The organism is Ramlibacter sp., from assembly GCF_028291745.1.
GTDB lineage: Bacteria > Pseudomonadota > Gammaproteobacteria > Burkholderiales > Burkholderiaceae_C > Ramlibacter.
The window spans coordinates 13,124-30,400 of sequence record NZ_JAQGNQ010000056.1; the positions used below are offsets into that span (position 1 = coordinate 13,124).

Sequence of the window (17,277 nt, forward strand, 5' to 3'; positions counted from 1 at the left end):
GAAAAGACAAGTGAAAACCTTCTGTGGTTTTCTTCTGCGTCTTCTGCGCAACTTCTGCGGCTTCTGCGTTGAGCTTCTTCGTCCGCGGCCCGGCCTCGAATTCGACGGCCTCACCGCCAGCCTACAATCCGGCCATGCGCGCGTGCTTTTTCATCATCGCCCTCCTCCCCCTGGCTTGCCTGGCCCAGGCGACCATCGAACGTGAAGGCACGCCCGATCCGCGCAAGAACCAGAAGATCGAGCGCATCCACGTCGAGGATGGCGGCAACACCATCGATGAACTGCGCGTCGGCGGCCAGACCGAGGCGATCACCGTGCAGCCCAAGGCCAAGGTGCCGGCGTACGAGATCCAGACCGACGACCTGGCGCACAGCCGCCCCCCCGAGGGCCGCGACGGCTTCGCGGAGCGCAAGCAGCGCGTCTGGAACGTCTTCGGTTTCTAGCATGGCCGTCTTCACGGAAGTCTCGGAACGCGAGGCAGGCATGCTGCTGCGCGAGCTGAAACTGGGCGAGCTGCGCGAACTGCGCGGCATCCAGAGCGGCATCGAGAACACCAACTACTTCGTCACGGCGCAGGACATGCTGGGCGAGCGCGAATTCGTGCTGACCCTGTTCGAGCGGCTCACCTTCGAACAGTTGCCCTTCTACCTGCACCTGATGAAGCACCTGGCGCAGCACGGCATCCCCGTGCCCGACCCGGCGGCGGACCGCAACGGCGACATCCTGCACACCCTCGGCGGCAAGCCGGCCGCGCTGGTGAACAAGCTGGCCGGCAAGCACGAACTCGCGCCCGGGCTCGACCACTGCGCCCAGGTGGGCGCGATGCTCGCGCGCATGCACCTCGTCGGCCGCGACTACCCGCGCCAGCAGCCGAACCTGCGCGGCCTGGCCTGGTGGAACGAGACGGTGCCGGTGGTGCTGCCCTTCGTGAGCCCCGCGCAGGCGGCGCTGCTGCAGGGCGAGCTCGCTTTCCAGAACCACGTGGCCGCCAGCTCCGCTTATGCCGCGCTGCCCCGCGGCCCGGTGCATGCCGACCTGTTTCGCGACAACGTGATGTTCGACGAGGGCCGCCTCACCGGCTTCTTCGACTTCTACTTCGCCGGCGTCGACAGCTGGCTGTTCGACATCGCCGTGTGCCTCAACGACTGGGCGATCGAGCTGGCGACCGGCAGGCACGATGCGGAGCGCGCGGCCGCTTTCGTCGCAGCTTATGCCGCCGTGCGCCCACTCTCGGCCGCCGAGCGCCAGCTGCTGCCGGCGATGCTGCGGGCCGGGGCCCTGCGCTTCTGGATCTCGCGCCTGTGGGATTTCCACCTGCCGCGCGAGGCCTCGCTGCTCAAGCCGCACGATCCCGCGCATTTCGAACGCGTGCTGCGCCAACGGGTCGCGCACCCGATCCTGGCCGCATCGCTGTGAGCCAAGCCCAGGCGTGAAACTCAACATCGTCCCCGCCCGCACCGGCCTCACCTGGGTGAAGCTGGGCGTCATGACCTTCCTGCGGCAGCCGCTGGCGCTGACCGGCCTGTTCTTCATGTACATGGCCGCGGTGCTGGTGATCCTGCAGGTGCCGGTGCTGGGGATGGTGCTGGCCGCCATGATCGTGCCGGCGGCCACGCTGGGCCTGATGGCCGCTACCGCCGAAGCCTCGACCGGTCGCTTCCCCATGCCCACCGTCCTGCTCAGCGCGTTTCGCGCCGGCCGCCAGCGAGGGCGCGCCATGCTGGTGCTGGGCGCGATCTACACCGTCGGCTCGCTCGTTGCGACACTCCTCGGCAGCTTGGTGGCGGGCGGCGGCGGCGCCAGTGCCGGTGGCGATGCGTCGGGCCAGACCGTCGATCTCCGCGCCGTCGCCGTGCTGGTGCTGCACCTGCCGCTGGTGCTGCTGTTCTGGCATGCCCCGGCGCTGGTGCACTGGCACGGCGTGCCGCCGGTCAAGAGCCTGTTCTTCAGCGCGGTGGCCTGCCTGCGCAACATCGGCGCGCTGCTGGTCTACGGTTTTGCCTGGGTGCTCCTGTTCCTGCTGGCCGGGTTCGCCGTCAGCGCGGCAGGCATGCTGATGGGCGGCCTGGGCGTGGCGCGCAGCATCATGATGCCGACGGTGCTGGTGCTGGTCGCCATGTTCTCGACCTCGCTCTACTTCACTTTTCGCGACAGCTTCCAGGCCGAAGACCCCCAGGAACTGCCCGATGTCATCTTGTAAATTGTCGTTACACTGCCCATCGAGCAGCCAAGGAGGAGTCGCATGACAAAGTGGTTTCGCGACGGTACCAACAAGCCGGCGGATGCCGCCTACGCCGACACCGAGCCGATGCCGCTGCCCGAGGTGCCGCCCGCTCCCGCCGTGGCCAACTTCGGCGGCTTGAGCCTGGCTCCGGTGGAGACCAGCCTGTACGAGGTGATGGCCGCCATCCGCAAGGACAATCGCGTCTGCCCGCAACCGACGCGCTGGCTGGAGTTCTATCGCATCCTGCAGGAGGGGTCGGCCGGGGCGCCGCTTCCCGCCCCGCCGCTGACCGGTTCCGCCTGGGCGGCCACGCCCGCGTCGGCCAAGCGCATGTGCTTTCGCGAGCAGGTGGAGTGGGCGGCCAACCACCACTGCCTGCAGCAGGCCTCGGAATTCCTGAACGACCTGCCCGACACGGAGTGGCACTGCAGCATGGGCTGAGAAGCCGTGCCGGCCGGGCGCCTTGCCCGCCCAAGCCTCAAGGCACCGGCGTGAGCTTGGCCACCGCCAGCGCCAGCCACTTCGCCCCGTGCCGCGGAAACTCGATGTGGGCCCGCGCGTCCTGCCCGGAGCCCTCCAGCGTCAGCACCGTCCCCTCGCCGAACTTCGCGTGGAAGACCTTCATTCCGGCCCTGAGACCGTGCCCGGCATCCGCCCTCTGCGGCGGCACCGGTGGGCTGGCGAAGGTCTCGCTGCCGCGACCGTAGCTGCCTGAACCCGAGTTGCTGCGCGAAGTCGGATAGCCCATGCCGAAGCCGAAGGACGAGCCGCCGAAGCTCTGGTTCTTCGGGGTCAGCCACTTCAGTGCGTGCTCCGGCAATTCATCGAAGAAGCGGCTCTTGACGTTGTAGCGCGTCTGCCCGTGCAGCAGCCGCGTCTGCGAGTGGCTGAGGTACAGGCGCTGGCGCGCCCGCGTGATCGCCACGTACATCAGGCGGCGTTCTTCCTCGAGCCCCTGGTAATCGGCAAGCGAGCGTTCGCTGGGAAACAGGCCCTCTTCCAGGCCGGTCACGAACACGCAGTCGAACTCCAGGCCCTTGGCCGCATGCACCGTCATCAGCTGCACCGCGTCCTGCCCGGCCTGCGCCTGGTTGTCGCCGGACTCGAGCGCCGCATGCGTGAGGAAGGCGGCCAGCGGCGAGAGCGTCTCGCCGGTCTCGGCATCGGGCGGGATGTAGTCGGGCGCGGGCTCGTTCACTTCGGGCAGCGAAGGATCGAGCCCCTGGCTGGCCGGTGACTGCCGCAGGATGGTGGCGCCCCCGAGTTCGTCGACCGGCAGGGCCACGGCATCGCGGCCGAAGCCCTCCTGCGTGACGAAGCTCTCCGCCGCGTTCACCAGTTCCTCCAGGTTCTCGACCCGGTCGCCGCCGTCGCGCTCCGCCTTGTAGTGGTCGATCAGGCCGCTTCGCTGCAGCATCACCTCGATGATCTCGCGCAGCGTGAGCCCTTCGGTCTCGGCCCGCATCGCGTCGATCTTCTGCACGAAGGCCGCGAGGTTGGCGCCGCCCTTGCCGCTCGTGGCCTTCACCGCGTCATGCAGCGACGCGCCCGCGACGCGCGCTGCGTCCTGCAGTTGCTCGATGGTGCGGGCGCCGATGCCGCGCGCGGGGAAATTCACCACGCGCAGGAAGCTGGTGTCGTCCTGCGGGTTCTCCAGCAGCCGCAGGTAGGACAGCGCGTGCTTGATCTCGGCCCGCTCGAAGAAGCGCAGGCCGCCATACACGCGGTAAGGCACCGCGGCATTGAACAGCGCCGTCTCCATCACCCGCGACTGCGCGTTGCTGCGATAGAGCATGGCGATCTCGTGCCGCGCAATGCCCTCGCGCACCAGCTGCCGGATCTCCTCCACCAGCCACTGCGCCTCGGCCATGTCGGTCGGCGCTTCGTACACGCGCACCGGCTCGCCCGGGCCCTGGTCGGTGCGCAGGTTCTTGCCCAGCCGCGTCTTGTTGTGCGCGATCAGCGCGTTGGCCGAATCCAGGATGTTGCTGAAGCTGCGGTAGTTCTGTTCCAGCTTGATCTGGTGGCGGACGTGGAACTCCTGCACGAAGTCCGCCATGTTGCCCACCCGGGCGCCGCGGAAGGCATAGATGCTCTGGTCGTCGTCGCCGACCGCGAACACGGAGTTGCCGGAACCGGAGCTTCCTCCCGGGTCTCCCGCGAACATCTTGATCCACGCGTACTGCAGCTTGTTGGTGTCCTGGAACTCGTCGATCAGGATGTGATGGAAGCGCCGGCGGTAATGCTCGCGGATGGGATCGTTGTCGCGCAGCACCTCGTAGCTGCGCAGCATCAGCTCGGCGAAGTCGACCACGCCCTCCCGGTTGCACTGCTCGTCATACAGCTGGTAGATCTCCACCTTGCGGCGGTCTTCCTCGCTGCGCACGTCCACGTCGCGCGCACGCTTGCCCTCTTCCTTGAGGCCGGCGATGAACCACTGCGTCTCCTTGGCGGGGAAGCGCTCCTCGTCCACGTTGTGCTGCTTCATCAGCCGCTTGATGGCCGAGAGCTGGTCCTGCGTGTCCAGGATCTGGAAGCTTTGCGGCAGGCCGGCCAGCTTGTAGTGCGCGCGCAGGAAGCGGTTGCACAGGCCATGGAAGGTGCCGATCCACATGCCGCGCACGTTGACCGGCAACATGGTGGTCAGCCGCGTCATCATCTCCTTGGCGGCCTTGTTGGTGAAGGTCACGGCCAGCACGTTGCCCGGACCGATCTGCCCGGTGGACAGCAGCCACGCGATGCGGGTGGTGAGCACGCGCGTCTTGCCGGAGCCGGCGCCGGCAAGGATGAGTGCGTGCTCGGCCGGCAGCGTGACGGCGGCGCGCTGCTCGGGATTGAGATTGGCGAGCAGTGGCGAATCGGCGGCGACTTCTGGAAACATGTGGCATTGTAGAAAGCCGGGCGGGAACGGATCCGCCGACCACGACATCTCAAACGCTGTGCTACGACTTCTCCTCACTTCCCTCCTGGTTGCGCTGCCCCTCGCCGGGCATGCGCTGTGCACGAGCGACGACGTGCCGCAGCCCGAGTTGCTGATGGAGCGCTTCACCAGCGCCGACTGCCTCGCCTGCTGGCGCGACCGCAACACGCCCCAGGGCGCAGCCGGCACGCTGGCGCTGGACTGGATCGTCCCCGGCCTGAAGGCCGAAGGCGCCGCCCTGGCCAGCGACGCCAGCGACGACGCCATGGACCGCCTGGATTACCTGCGCCGGCCCACGCCCAAGGGCGCCGAGGTCGTCAGCACCCGGCGCGAGGGCGATCCCCTCAGGCTGCGCCTGGCGCATGGCCAGGCCTTCAACGACTACATCGGCACGTCGATGCAACTGCGGCAGGCCGGCGACGAGGTCTGGCATGCCTGGCTGCTGCTGGTGGAAAAAGTGCCGCCCGGCCAGGACGGCAGCCCGATCGCGCGCAACATCGTGCGCAAGGTGTTCCGGCCCGATTGGGCGCGCGTGGGCCGCGGCACCGGCGAGCTCGCCGAGACCCGGTCCATGCAGGTGCCGCCGGGGGCGCGGCCGGAGCGGCTGCGGCTGGTGGGCGTGCTGCAGGATGGGCGAGGCCGTATCAGGGCTATCTCCCAGACCGAATGTCGCGACTAGCGGCCGGGCCGTAGAATCAATCACCGGGCCCAAGCATTTGTGGTCCGGTTTTTCCTTCTGGGAAGCCGGCCACCCACAGTCCAAGCGCTCACTGTTCTGCAACAGACTTACCGAGCCTGGAAATGGAAATCTTCGACTACGACAAAGTATTGCTGCTGCCGCGCAAGTGCCGCGTGGAAAGCCGCTCCGAGTGCGACCCCTCGATCGAGTTCGGCGGCCGCCGCTTCAAGCTGCCGGTGGTGCCGGCCAACATGAAGACCGTGCTGGACGAGAGGATCTGCCTCTGGCTGGCGCAGAACGGCTACTTCTACGTGATGCACCGCTTCGACCTGGACAACGTGAAGTTCGTCCGGCGCATGAAGGAGGCCGGCGCCTTCGCCTCGATTTCGGTGGGCGTCAAGCCGACCGACTACGAGACGGTCGACAAGCTGGCCGCCGAGGGCCTGGTGCCCGAATACGTGACCATCGACATCGCCCACGGGCATGCCGACACGGTCAAGAACATGATCTTCCACCTGAAGAACAAGCTGCCCGCGGCCTTCATCATCGCCGGCAACGTCGGCACGCCGGAAGCGGTGATCGACCTGGAAAACTGGGGCGCCGACGCGACCAAGGTGGGGATCGGCCCGGGCAAGGTGTGCATCACGCGCATGAAGACCGGCTTCGGCACGGGGGGCTGGCAGCTCTCGGCGCTGAAGTGGTGTGCGCGGGTGGCCACCAAGCCCATCATCGCGGACGGCGGCATTCGCGAGAACGGCGACATCGCCAAGAGCATCCGCTTCGGCGCGACGATGGTGATGGTGGGCTCCATGCTTGCCGGCCACGAAGAGTCGCCGGGCGCCACGGTGGAAGTGGACGGGCGCCTGTTCAAGGAGTACTACGGGAGCGCCTCGGACTTCAACAAGGGCGAGTACAAGCACGTCGAAGGCAAGCGCATCCTCGAGCCGGTGAAGGGCAAGCTGGCCGATACCCTGCGCGAGATGGAGGAAGACCTGCAAAGCTCCATCAGCTATGCGGGCGGCACCCGGCTCACGGACATCCGGAAGGTGAACTACGTGATCCTGGGCGGGGACAACGCGGGGGAACACCTGTTGATGTGACCGGATGGTGGGGCGCGCTTCGCGCGTCCCACCCTACGCGGGCGACCGCGGATTCGTAGGGTGGGATGCGCGAGCGCACCCCACCGATTCCCCCCCCCACGCCTTGCCTCAAGCCCGCAGCAGATCCAGCGCCAGCTGGTGCAGCCGATGGCTCGGCTCCACCAGTGCGTCCACGATGCTGAAGTGGTTCAGCCCCGGCAGCGTCTCGCAGACCGGCACCCGGCGCGGGCCCCAGGCTTCCTGGATCAGCCGGTTCTGCCGGTGGTATTCCTCGCTCTCTTCTCCACCCGCCACCGAATACAGCATGCCGTGCCGCGGCGCCGGCAGGCGCGCCGGGCTGGCCTGCGTCACCTGTTCGGGGGTGAGCTGCAGCGTCGCCTGCAGGAAAGGTGCTTGCATGATCGGATCCAGGTCATGCAGCGCGGAGATCGCCAGCGCGCTCGCCACCACGTCGCGCGGCAGGGCCGGGTCCAGTTGCTGCCACAGGCAATTGAGCATCATGGCCGCGAGTTGCCCGCCAGCGGAATGGCCGACGACGATGATCCTGCGCCGATCGCCCCCGTAGCGGCCGACGTGATGCCAGGTCCAGGCCAGGGCATGCGCCATCTGCAGCGTGATCTGCGGCACGGTCACCGCCGGGGCGAGCGCGTAATTCGGGATCACGACGCAGGCACCGTGCCGCGTGAAGGCGGGCGCGATGAAGGAGTGGCCCCGCTTGTCCAGCGCGCGCCAGTAGCCGCCGTGCACGAACACCAGCACCGGCGCACCCGCGTGCGGCGCGGGAAAGACATCCAGGGTCTCGCCGGGCCCTGCGCCATAGGCGATGTCCAGCTCGCACGGACCTTCGGCGCGTGCCTTCGCGGAGTCCTTCTCCCACCGTTCGAAGAACTCCGGATGTTGCGGCACCAGCTCCCGGTTGTTGTACATCCGGTCGTACCAAGGCCCCTTGCGTAACTCCATATCCCCCCCAACTCATCTATTGGCAACATCTTGACACAATTTCATGGGGCGTCGATCGGTCGCGTAAGCTTGCTCCAAGCGTGCCCGCAACGACCGAGGAGACACCGTGAGACTGACGCAAGCGCAGCGCGAGCAGTTCGACCGCGATGGCTATCTCTTCTTCCCGGGCCTGTTCACACCGGCGGAGGCCCGCACGCTGGTCGCTGCGGTGCCCGCCCTGTATGCGCGGCGCGAGGCCTTCAACGTGCGCGAGAAGGACAGCGATACGGTGCGTACCAACTTCGCGGCGCACCTGTACAGCGCGCCCTTCGCCCGGCTCGCTCGCCATCCGCGCATGGTCCAGCCGGTGACCGAACTGCTGGATGAAGAGGTGTACATGCACCAGTTCAAGATCAACGGGAAGATGGCCTTCGAAGGGGACGTCTGGCAGTGGCACCAGGACTACGGCACCTGGCTCAATGACGACCTCATGCCCACCGAACGCGCGATGAACGTCGCCGTCTTCCTGGACGATGTCAACGAATACAACGGCCCGCTGATGTTCATCCCGGGCAGCCACCGCAAGGGCGTGGTCGAGGCCAGGCACGACCTCACCACCACAAGTTATCCGCTGTGGACCATCGACGACGGCGTGATCGCAAAGCTGGTGGAACGCGCAGGCGGCAAGGAGGGCGGCATCGTCAGCCCGAAAGGGCCCGCCGGTTCGATGATCGTCTTCCACAGCTGCCTGGTGCATGCCTCCAGCAGCAACCTGTCGCCGTGGAACCGCGTGAGCGTCTACCTGAGCTTGTGCGCGGTCTCGAATCACATCCGGCGCTGCAAGCGGCCCGAGTACATCGCGCATCGCGACTTCACGCCCATAGCCTGCCTGCCGGATGACTGCCTCACCAAGGACTATCCGGTGGACCTCCCGTGGCGGGACGGCATGCCGGCGAGCGCACTCGCCACCTCCTCCGATCCCCTCGCGCAGATCCGGATGGCGGCCTGACATGTCCCTGTTCGCAAAACTGCAGCAACGCGCGGCCGAGGGCCGGCCGGTGCGCGTCGGCCTGATCGGCGCCGGCAAGTTCGGCTCCATGTACCTGGCGCAGGTGCCGCGCACGCCCGGCGTGCACCTGGCCGCGATCGCCGACCTGGCGCCGGACAACGCGCGCGCCAATCTCGCACGCGTGGGCTGGCAAGCGCAACGCACCCAGGCGACGTCCATCGACGACGCGCTGAAAACCGGCGCCACCCATGTGGACAGCGACTGGCAGGCGCTGGTGCGCCATCCAGCCATCGACGTGGTGGTGGAGTGCACCGGGCATCCGATCGCCGCCGTGGACCACTGCCTCGAAGCGTTCGCGCACCGCAAGCACGTGGTCAACGTGACGGTGGAAGCCGACGCCTTCTGCGGACCGCTGCTCGCCCGCAAGGCAGCCGAAGCAGGCGTGGTCTATTCGCTGGCCTTCGGCGACCAGCCGGCATTGATCTGCGATCTGGTGGACTGGGCGCGCACCTGCGGCTTCCCGGTGGTGGCCGCCGGCCGCGGCCACAAGTGGCTGCCGCACTTTTGCGAGTCGACTCCCGAGACGGTGTGGGGCCACTACGGGCTGACGCCGGAGCAGGCCAGGCGCGGCGGCCTCAACCCGAAGATGTTCAACAGCTTTCTGGACGGCTCCAAGCCCTCGATCGAAAGCACTGCGGTGGCCAACGCCACCGGCCTCACCGTGCCCGGCAACGGCCTGCTCTATCCGCCGGCCAGCGTCGCCGACATCCCCTACGTCACCCGCCCGAAGAGCGAAGGCGGCGTGCTGGAACGCAAGGGCATGGTCGAAGTGGTGTCCTCGCTCGAGGCGGACGGCCGCGCCATTCCGTACGACATCCGCATGGGCGTGTGGGTGACGGTGGAAGGCGAGACCGAGTACATCCGCAACTGCTTCGAGGAATACAACGCGCACACCGACCCGGGCGGGCGCTACTTCACCCTGTACAAGCGCTGGCACCTGATCGGACTGGAGGTGGGCATGTCGGTGGCAAGCGTGGCCTTGCGCGGCGAGGCCACCGGCGTCGCCACCTGCTGGAACGCCGACGTGGTCGCCACCGCCAAGCGCGACCTGCAGCCGGGCGAACTGCTCGATGGCGAGGGCGGCTACACGGTCTGGGGCAAGTTGCTGCCGGCCGAAACCTCGGTGCGCCTGGGCGGCCTGCCGCTGGGCCTGGCACACGACGTGAAGGTGCTGCGCCCGGTGAGGAAGGGGGAGACCCTGGGCTGGAGCGATGTCGCCATCGACCCGTCGACCCGTGCGTACCGCATCCGGCGGGAACTCGAGGCGCAGTTCGCGCCGGCCTTCCTGCAAGCAGCGTGACAGGGAGCCGGGCGCGCGCCCGCCATCATGGGGGCCTGACAAAGCCAAAGGAGACGAGCATGCAGCTGGCGGTGCTGGGAACGGGTGCCATGGGATTTCCGATGGCGCGCCGGCTGTGCGAAGCGGGACACACCGTCCATGCGTGGAACCGCAGCCGCGACAAGGCGCAGCGGCTCGCGCCCTTCGGTGCGATCGTGCACGATACGGCCGCTGCGGCCCTGCGCGAGGCCGAGATCGTGGTCTGCATGCTGGAGAGCGGTCCGGTGATCGAGGACGTGCTGTTCCGGCAAGCCGCGGCCGAGGCGCTGCGCCCGGGCACGCTCTTCATCGACATGGCCTCCATCCAGCCGCGCGAGGCGCGCGACCACGCCGCGCGGCTGGCGGCGCGGCAAGTGCAACAGCTCGATGCGCCGGTCTCCGGTGGCACTGGCGGCGCCGAGAACGGCACGCTTGCCATCATGGTCGGCGGCAAGGCGGCGGACTTCGAACGCGCGGCACCGGTGTTCCAGGTGCTGGGTCGGGCCACGCATGTCGGCCCCACGGGCGCGGGCGAACTGGCGAAGCTCGCCAACCAGATGATCGTGGGCATCACCATCGGCGCGGTCGCCGAAGCGCTGCTGCTTTGCCAGAAGGGCGGCGCCGACATGGCCAAGGTGCGCGAGGCCATCGGCGGCGGCTTCGCGGAAAGCCGCGTCCTGCAGGTCCACGGCCAGCGCATGGTGGAGCGCGACTTCGCCCCGCGCGCCAAGATCTCCATCCAGCTGAAGGACATGCGCAACGCGCTGGCCACCGCGCAGGAAATCGGCTTCGAAGCGCCCGTGACCGCCCTGTTCGAGCAGCTGTATGCGCAAGCCGGTGAGCACGGACTCTCCGACCTGGACCACGCGGGCCTGTTCGTGGAACTCGCTTCGCGCAACGGACTGCGCTGATGGAGGCACGCGCGCCGGAAACGGCTGCGCGGCTTTGCTACAATGCAATTCGTTGTGGGGGGGTAGCTCAGCTGGGAGAGCGTCGCGTTCGCAATGCGAAGGTCGGGAGTTCGATCCTCCTCCTCTCCACCACATCTTTCAGAAGGCCTTGTCGTACAAGGCCTTCTTCTTTTTCCGGCGGTCACTTCGATGTGGCGTCCAGGTTCTCGTCCAGGAACCGCCGAAAATGTATCCCCATCGATCCCGAAGTTGGACACCCTCGTCCAACTGTCAGTCTGGCGGGCAGCCAGCAGCGTTCCCCAGCGGTCGCCCGCGTGGCGGCCTCGCGCCTGTCCGCATCCCACCTGTCTCGAGCAGCGAATGGGGCGTTCTACGTGCGACTGGCAATTCCAGCTACGGCGCGCCGGTTGCAGTCCGCTCGCTAGTGGCCCAGGCGTGAGGCTGCCCGCTTCAACGCCGCCGCGAATTCTTGCGCCGCGGGCTTGGGCTGTGTACCGCGGCGCTGCACGAGGAACAGGTCGAGGCTCACCGCCGGCTCCACGAGCATCGCGACGCCGAGGCCCTGCCGCACGCACTCCTCCAGCGCGAAGGAGGGAATGACCGCATGGCCCAGGCCCGCCTGGACCATGGCGATCAGCGTCCCGAGCAGGTTCATCACCGGACGCTCCTCGTGCGCGCCGCCCGCACGCGCAAGATGCGTCTCGATCAGCGCCTGGATCGGATTGTCCGGGGGCAGGCTCACCAGCGGCAGGTCGGCGAGGCTGCTCCAGGGTCGGCTGGACCCCAGGCCCGGAGGCTCGGACCCGGGCGGGCTGATCCGCATGAGCCGGAACTTGCAGAGCGGCTGGCGCACCAGGCCGACCGCGGGCTTGACAAAGAAGCCCAGCCCGATGTCTGCTTCGGCCTCCAGCATCCGCGCGCGCACCGTGGCCACGTCCACGTCGGCCAGATGCACGCGCACCTGCGGATGGCTGGCCGCGAACTCGCGCACGACACGCGGCAGAAGGCTGGCCGAGACCATCGGCGTGGCGGCCACATCGAGCCGGGAACGCACCGCCGCTTCGGTGCCGCCGATCACGCTGGCCAAGGCACGCAGTTCGTCGACGATGCGCTGGGCTACCGGCTGCAGTCGCCGGCCGGCATCGGTCAGGGTCACGGAGCGCGTCGTGCGGTCGAACAGCCGCGCGCCGACCTGGTCCTCCAATTCCTTCACAAGCATGCTCATGCCGGAAGGCGACAACGCGATCCGGTCGGCCGCCCTCGCAAAGCTTTGCAGGCGGCTGATCTCGAGGAAGGCGAGCAGCTGCCGGCTGCTCACATTGATCAGGGTTCTTGACGAGTTCATCAGAATGTTCCGTTTGCTTCAAGTCAAGGAACGGGCTCCAATTGTCGATCATCCCGAATTCCGGAGTTGATGGCGGGCGACGCCAGGCGCTGGGCCGACCTGCTCAACGCGCAGGGCATCACCGCGGAACAAGGAAAGAAATGAGCAGTGAACAGCAAGCAGGCGCCGCGCAACGCGACGCCGAGGTGGTGATCGTCGGCGGCGGCCCCGTAGGCATGGGCCTGGCCATCGAACTCGGCCAGCGCGGCATCCGCACGATCGTGGTGGAACGCTATCCGCAGCCGCAACCCATCCCCAAGGGCCAGAACCTGACCCAGCGGACCATGGAGCACTTCCACTTCTGGGGCGCGGAAAAGCAGCTGCGCGCCGCCCGCACCATCCCGCCCGAGTACGGCATCGGCGGGCTGACGGCGTACGGCACGCTGTTGGGCCCGCATACCTACGACTGGCTGCAGCGCGACCTGGTCAAGCCCTATTACTACACCTCCAACGAGCGGCTTCCGCAGTACGCAACCGAGGCGGTGCTGCGCAACCGGGTGGCCGAACTGCCTTGCGTGCAGACGCTGTACGGATGGGAGGCGCAAGCCGTGGCGCAGGACCCCGACGGTGTCTCGATCTCCATCGCCGAGCGTGGTTCCGAGGGCCGCCGCGTGCTGCGCTGCGCCTACGCCGTGGGTTCGGACGGTGCCCGCTCCCTGGTGCGAGAACAGGCCGGCATCACCCAGACGCGTACCGACCACGATCGCATGATGGTGTTGCTGGTGTTCCGCTCGCACGAGTTGCACAAGCTGCTGGAGCGCTACCCCGGCAAGTCCTACTACAACGTGCTGCAGCCAGAGCTCAAAGGCTACTGGAAGTTCTTCGGCCGGGTCGACCTGGGCAGCACCTGGTTCTTCCACGCCCCCGTTCCGCCTGGCACGACCAGGGACAACTTCGATTTCCGTGCGTACCTGCAGGAAGCTGTTGGTGCGCCCTTCGATGTGGACTTCGAGCACATCGGGTTCTGGGACCTGCGGTTCATGCTCGCCGACTCCTATCGCAAGGGTCGCGTCTTTGTCGCCGGCGACGCCGCGCACAGCCATCCGCCCTATGGCGGGTACGGGGTGAACTCCGGGCTGGAAGATTCGCGCAATCTCGGTTGGAAGCTGGGCGCTGTGCTCCAGGGCTGGGGCGGCGAGCGCCTGCTCGACTCGTACGACGGCGAACGGCGGCCGGTGTTCGAGTCGACGATGCGCGATTTCATTGCAAAGTCGATCGAGACCGACCACCAGTTCCTGGAAGCGTACGACCCTGAGCGCAATCGCGCGGCGTTCGAACAGGCCTGGCAGGCGCGAGCCCAAGGGGCGGTGGGTGAGGTGCATGCCTTCGAGCCGAACTACGAGGGCTCCCCGGTCGTCTCCGGAGGCCAAGGACGGGTGAGCAGCGCCAAGGGATCGCACCGCTTCGACGCCCGGGCCGGCCACCATCTTGCCCCCGCCACCCTGTCATCCGGCCGCGACGTGTTCGAGGATCTGGGCCCGGGCTTCACGCTGCTGGCGCTCGGGGCGCCCCCGCACGCCGTACAGGCCTTCCGCGATGCGGCCGCGGCCCGGGGGCTGCCGCTGACCGTCGTGGACGACCCGGCCGGGGGAGACACGGGACGCTACGAGGTGAAGATGATCCTGGTGCGCCCCGACCAGTTCGTCGCCTGGAGCAGCCAACGAGGCGACGTGACGCCGGAACAAGCGCGTACTGTGATCAGCCTGATCACGGGCTGATGCTCACGCGAGCGGCAGGGCGCCATCGGTTATGTGACGTCGGCCCAGCGCCACACAGGAACCGATCGCCAGGTCCTGCAGGCGCGCCACGACTGTACGAGTGGCCTGGCAGCACCCGCGCCGGGCCCGCCCGGGGAACGGCTGCCGGCGGGACGTACTGCGTCTCGGGTTCGGCGCGGAAGATGGATCGGGCCGGCCGCGCCCCGGATCCTCACTCGGCGGAGGCCATGCGCCGGACCGCGAGGATCCAGCGGTGGAAGGACGCCATCTGCTCGGCGACGAACTTGCGGGTTGTGTCATCGGTGCAGCGACCCTCCCGGTCGAACTTGGCCGCGGCACTGCCGATGAAGACTTCGGGCTTGGCGAGCACCTGCCCGTTCAGGAACAGCATGACACGCCGCAGTTCGTACTGGACCCGCACTCCGCCGAGCAGGCCGGGCGAGGCCGTCAGGATGGCGACCGGCTTGAGCGCGAACGGCTGGTCGTCGCCCCGGCTGACCCAGTCCAGGGCATTTTTCAGCACGCCGGGGATGCTGAAGTTGTATTCGGGCGTGGCGATCACCACGCCGTCGGCCTTGCGTATGCGCTCGCGCAGCGCGGTCACCGCGGGCGGGAAGCCGTTGGCCATGAGGTCGGCGTTGAAGAAAGGAACGTCGCGGTATTCGGCGATCTCTAGCTCCAGTCCGGCCGGCATCGATTCCGCGGCGAGGCCAAGCACCATGCGATGCAGCGAGCCTGCGCGCAGGCTGCCGCACAGGCCGACGATGTCGAGCTTCGTCATCTCGATTCTCCTGAATGAACGGTCAAGGTCAGGTCGCCAGCGCGGACTTGACCCGCGCCGGGTCGAACGGCATCTGGCGCAGCCGAACGCCGGTGAGCGCGTGGAACGCGTTGGCGACGGCGGCGCCCGTCATCGGCACGCCGAGTTCGCCGGCGCCGCTGGGCGGGCCGTCCGATGCCAGCATCGCCACCTGGATGTCGGGCACTTCGCTGGCGCGCAGCAGCGGGTAGTCGTGAAAATTGTTCTGCTGCACTTCGCCCTGCCGGATCGTGATGCGCTCCTTCAGCAGCCCCGACAGGCCGAAGACGATGCCGCCTTCGACCTGCGCGGCCAGGTTGCGCGGCTGGATCACCGGGCCGACGTCGACCGCGGCCCAGAAGCGATGCACGCGGATCACGCCGCTGGCGCGGTCGACCGAGATTTCGGCGACACCCGCAGCCATCGAGTTCTTCAGGGGCGCGAGCGCCAGGCCATGGGCGCGGCCGGCCGGCGCGGCGCCGAAGTTCGACATCGCCAGCACCTTGTCGAGCACCGCGCCGGCACGGGGATGGCCGGCCAGCATGCGCCGCCTGAAGCTCACCGGGTCCAGCTTCGCCGCGGCCGCGAGCTCGTCGACGAAACATTCGCTGGCGAAGCTGTTGTGGCCGCGGCCGATGCCGCGCCACGCGGCCACGCGCGCGCGCCGCGGTGTGAGCAGGTGCTCGGCGAGGAAATGTGGAACGGTGTACGGCGAACCGTCGGCACCGGCCATCACCAGGGGATCGCGGTTGCCCATCTTCGCCAGCATCTGCGGCGTGTCGTAGCCGACGATCGACGGGCTCGCCACCCGGTGGTGCCAGGCGATCACGCGGCCGTCGACGTCGAGCGCGGCCCGCAGGCGATGCGCCGTGGCCGGACGGAACCAGCCGTTCTTGATGTCGTCTTCGCGCGTCCAGATCAACTTGACTGGCCGGCCCAGCTGGCGCGACAGGAGCAGCGCGTCACGCAGTAGTTCGCGCGCGAAGGTGGTGCGGCGGCCGAAGCCGCCGCCCATCTGCAAGGCATGGAAGCGGATGCGCTCGGGCGTGGTCTCGAGCAGCTCGGTGGCAATCGCCAGCGACGAAGTCTGGGCCTGCGTGCCGAGCCAGATCTCCGCGCCCTTGCCGTCGGCGTCCACCGCCGCGACGGCCGCCAGCGGTTCCATCTGCGCGTGATAAACGTGTTCGGTGGCGTAGCTGGCCTCCACCACCGTGGCCGCGCGCGCCAGCTCGCCGGGTGCGTCACCGCGCGGGAACCAGGGCACGCCGCGCTGCGCCGGATCGGCCGCGACGGCCACGTCGTGCGCCAGGTCGACGGTGCTGTCGGCGCTGCGGAAGGGCGAGCTGGTCGTCCATTCGACCGCCAGCACGGCGCGCGCCGCCAGCGCCGTGTCCCAGCGTTCGGCGACGACGGCCACGGCGCCGGGCAGGCGCACCACCGCCAGCACGCCGGGCAAGGCCCTGGCGCGCGCATCGTCCACCGACACCACGGTCTCGCCTTCCACCGGCGCCCGCGCGACGCAGGCGTAGACCATGCCCGGCACGCGCACGTCGATGCCATACAGCGTCGCGCCCCGGGTCTTGGCCGGCAGTTCCAGCCGCGGCACATCGCGGCCGATCAGGCGATACGCGCTGGCGGGCTTGAGGTCGGCCTCGGTGACGGCAGGCACCGCGGTCAGCGGCAACCCCAGTGCGACGACCTGGCCGAAGCGCAGGCGCCGGCCGTTGGCGCGGTCGACGATCGCGCCGGGCTCGGAGACCAGCGTCGCCGGCGGCACCGACCAGTGCCGCGCCGCCGTGTAGATCAACGCGCGCCGCATCGTCGCGCCGGCTTTGCGCAGGATGTCGTAATAGGCCTCGACCGAGGTGCTGCCGGCGGTGTAGAGCGCGCCGCCGAGCTTGCTGTTGCCGTAGGTGGCGGGGTCGTGGGTCACGGCCTCGACCCGCACCTTGGACCAGTCGGCATCGAGTTCCTCGGCCAGGATCAGCGGCAGCGCCGTCATGACGCCCTGGCCCATTTCCATCGCCGCCAGGCGGATCGTGACGCTGTCGTCGCCATTGATGCTGACCCAGACGTTGGCCGGTGCGGCGCCCGATTGCGCGGATGCGCCGGACTCGAACACCAGCGCGCCGCCCGCCAGCACCGCGAGGCTCAGTGCGCCGCTGCCGCCGAGAAAGCCGCGGCGCGTCACGATGGGAAGCAGATTCATGGATGTT

General features: G+C 68.3%; 15 protein-coding genes and 1 tRNA gene. 11 read left to right on the plus strand and 5 right to left on the minus strand.

Going from position 1 to position 17,277, the window contains the following annotated elements:
• The first annotated feature begins 134 nt into the window (after positions 1-134).
• Genes JWP60_RS09135 through JWP60_RS09150 form a run of 4 tightly spaced genes read left to right on the plus strand, consistent with a single transcriptional unit; the run spans position 135 to position 2,665 of the window.
• Positions 135-443: a hypothetical protein gene (locus JWP60_RS09135; RefSeq protein WP_299789546.1), complete on the plus strand. Its 309-nt coding sequence runs from the start codon at positions 135-137 to the stop codon at positions 441-443.
• Position 444: 1 nt separating this feature from the next.
• Positions 445-1,416 carry a homoserine kinase gene (locus tag JWP60_RS09140; RefSeq protein ID WP_299789549.1) on the plus strand — a complete coding sequence of 324 codons (972 nt, stop codon included), beginning with the start codon at positions 445-447 and terminating at the stop codon, positions 1,414-1,416.
• Between the two features lie 13 nt (positions 1,417-1,429).
• Positions 1,430-2,200, plus strand: a complete 771-nt coding sequence (locus tag JWP60_RS09145; protein ID WP_299789552.1) for a BPSS1780 family membrane protein — start codon at positions 1,430-1,432, stop codon at positions 2,198-2,200.
• Between the two features lie 42 nt (positions 2,201-2,242).
• Positions 2,243-2,665 (plus strand): hypothetical protein, encoded by a 423-nt coding sequence (locus JWP60_RS09150; RefSeq protein ID WP_299789555.1) that lies wholly within the window; start codon positions 2,243-2,245, stop codon positions 2,663-2,665.
• Positions 2,666-2,702: 37 nt separating this feature from the next.
• Here the strand turns inward: JWP60_RS09150 and JWP60_RS09155 are convergent, their stop codons facing one another.
• Positions 2,703-5,105, minus strand: a complete 2,403-nt coding sequence (locus JWP60_RS09155) for a UvrD-helicase domain-containing protein (protein ID WP_299789558.1) — start codon at positions 5,103-5,105, stop codon at positions 2,703-2,705.
• A 58-nt stretch (positions 5,106-5,163) separates the two neighbouring features.
• Here JWP60_RS09155 and JWP60_RS09160 point away from each other — a divergent pair, with 58 nt between their 5' ends.
• Together JWP60_RS09160 and JWP60_RS09165 are read left to right on the plus strand one after the other, a co-directional pair.
• Positions 5,164-5,823, plus strand: a complete 660-nt coding sequence (locus JWP60_RS09160) for a hypothetical protein (RefSeq protein WP_299789561.1) — start codon at positions 5,164-5,166, stop codon at positions 5,821-5,823.
• 122 nt (positions 5,824-5,945) lie between these two features.
• Positions 5,946-6,923: a GMP reductase gene (locus JWP60_RS09165; protein WP_299789564.1), complete on the plus strand. Its 978-nt coding sequence runs from the start codon at positions 5,946-5,948 to the stop codon at positions 6,921-6,923.
• 108 nt (positions 6,924-7,031) lie between these two features.
• Here JWP60_RS09165 and JWP60_RS09170 read toward each other — a convergent pair whose 3' ends face one another.
• Positions 7,032-7,883 carry an alpha/beta hydrolase gene (locus JWP60_RS09170; RefSeq protein WP_299789567.1) on the minus strand — a complete coding sequence of 284 codons (852 nt, stop codon included), beginning with the start codon at positions 7,881-7,883 and terminating at the stop codon, positions 7,032-7,034.
• Positions 7,884-7,989: 106 nt separating this feature from the next.
• Between JWP60_RS09170 and JWP60_RS09175 the strand changes: the two genes are divergently transcribed.
• The 4 genes from JWP60_RS09175 to JWP60_RS09190 all read left to right on the plus strand — a co-directional run bounded on the left by JWP60_RS09175 (position 7,990) and on the right by JWP60_RS09190 (position 11,292).
• Entirely contained in the window at positions 7,990-8,871 is an 882-nt protein-coding gene (locus JWP60_RS09175; RefSeq protein WP_299789570.1) for a phytanoyl-CoA dioxygenase family protein, read from the plus strand.
• Position 8,872: 1 nt separating this feature from the next.
• A complete protein-coding gene (locus JWP60_RS09180; RefSeq protein ID WP_299789573.1) occupies positions 8,873-10,231 on the plus strand; it encodes a Gfo/Idh/MocA family oxidoreductase in 1,359 nt (452 codons plus the stop codon).
• Between the two features lie 59 nt (positions 10,232-10,290).
• Positions 10,291-11,160 carry an NAD(P)-dependent oxidoreductase gene (locus JWP60_RS09185; protein WP_299789576.1) on the plus strand — a complete coding sequence of 290 codons (870 nt, stop codon included), beginning with the start codon at positions 10,291-10,293 and terminating at the stop codon, positions 11,158-11,160.
• Positions 11,161-11,216: 56 nt separating this feature from the next.
• Positions 11,217-11,292 (plus strand) — tRNA-Ala (locus tag JWP60_RS09190).
• Between the two features lie 289 nt (positions 11,293-11,581).
• Here JWP60_RS09190 and JWP60_RS09195 read toward each other — a convergent pair.
• Positions 11,582-12,505: a LysR family transcriptional regulator gene (locus JWP60_RS09195; protein ID WP_299789579.1), complete on the minus strand. Its 924-nt coding sequence runs from the start codon at positions 12,503-12,505 to the stop codon at positions 11,582-11,584.
• Positions 12,506-12,645: 140 nt separating this feature from the next.
• Here JWP60_RS09195 and JWP60_RS09200 point away from each other — a divergent pair, with 140 nt between their 5' ends.
• Positions 12,646-14,262, plus strand: a complete 1,617-nt coding sequence (locus tag JWP60_RS09200; RefSeq protein WP_299789582.1) for an FAD-dependent monooxygenase — start codon at positions 12,646-12,648, stop codon at positions 14,260-14,262.
• Between the two features lie 211 nt (positions 14,263-14,473).
• Here JWP60_RS09200 and JWP60_RS09205 read toward each other — a convergent pair whose 3' ends face one another.
• Both JWP60_RS09205 and JWP60_RS09210 read right to left on the minus strand, forming a co-directional pair.
• Positions 14,474-15,043, minus strand: coding sequence for an NADPH-dependent FMN reductase (locus JWP60_RS09205; protein ID WP_299789585.1), 570 nt, complete (start codon positions 15,041-15,043; stop codon positions 14,474-14,476).
• A gap of 28 nt (positions 15,044-15,071) precedes the next feature.
• Positions 15,072-17,270 carry a molybdopterin cofactor-binding domain-containing protein gene (locus JWP60_RS09210; RefSeq protein WP_299789588.1) on the minus strand — a complete coding sequence of 733 codons (2,199 nt, stop codon included), beginning with the start codon at positions 17,268-17,270 and terminating at the stop codon, positions 15,072-15,074.
• Positions 17,271-17,277 lie beyond the last annotated feature (7 nt).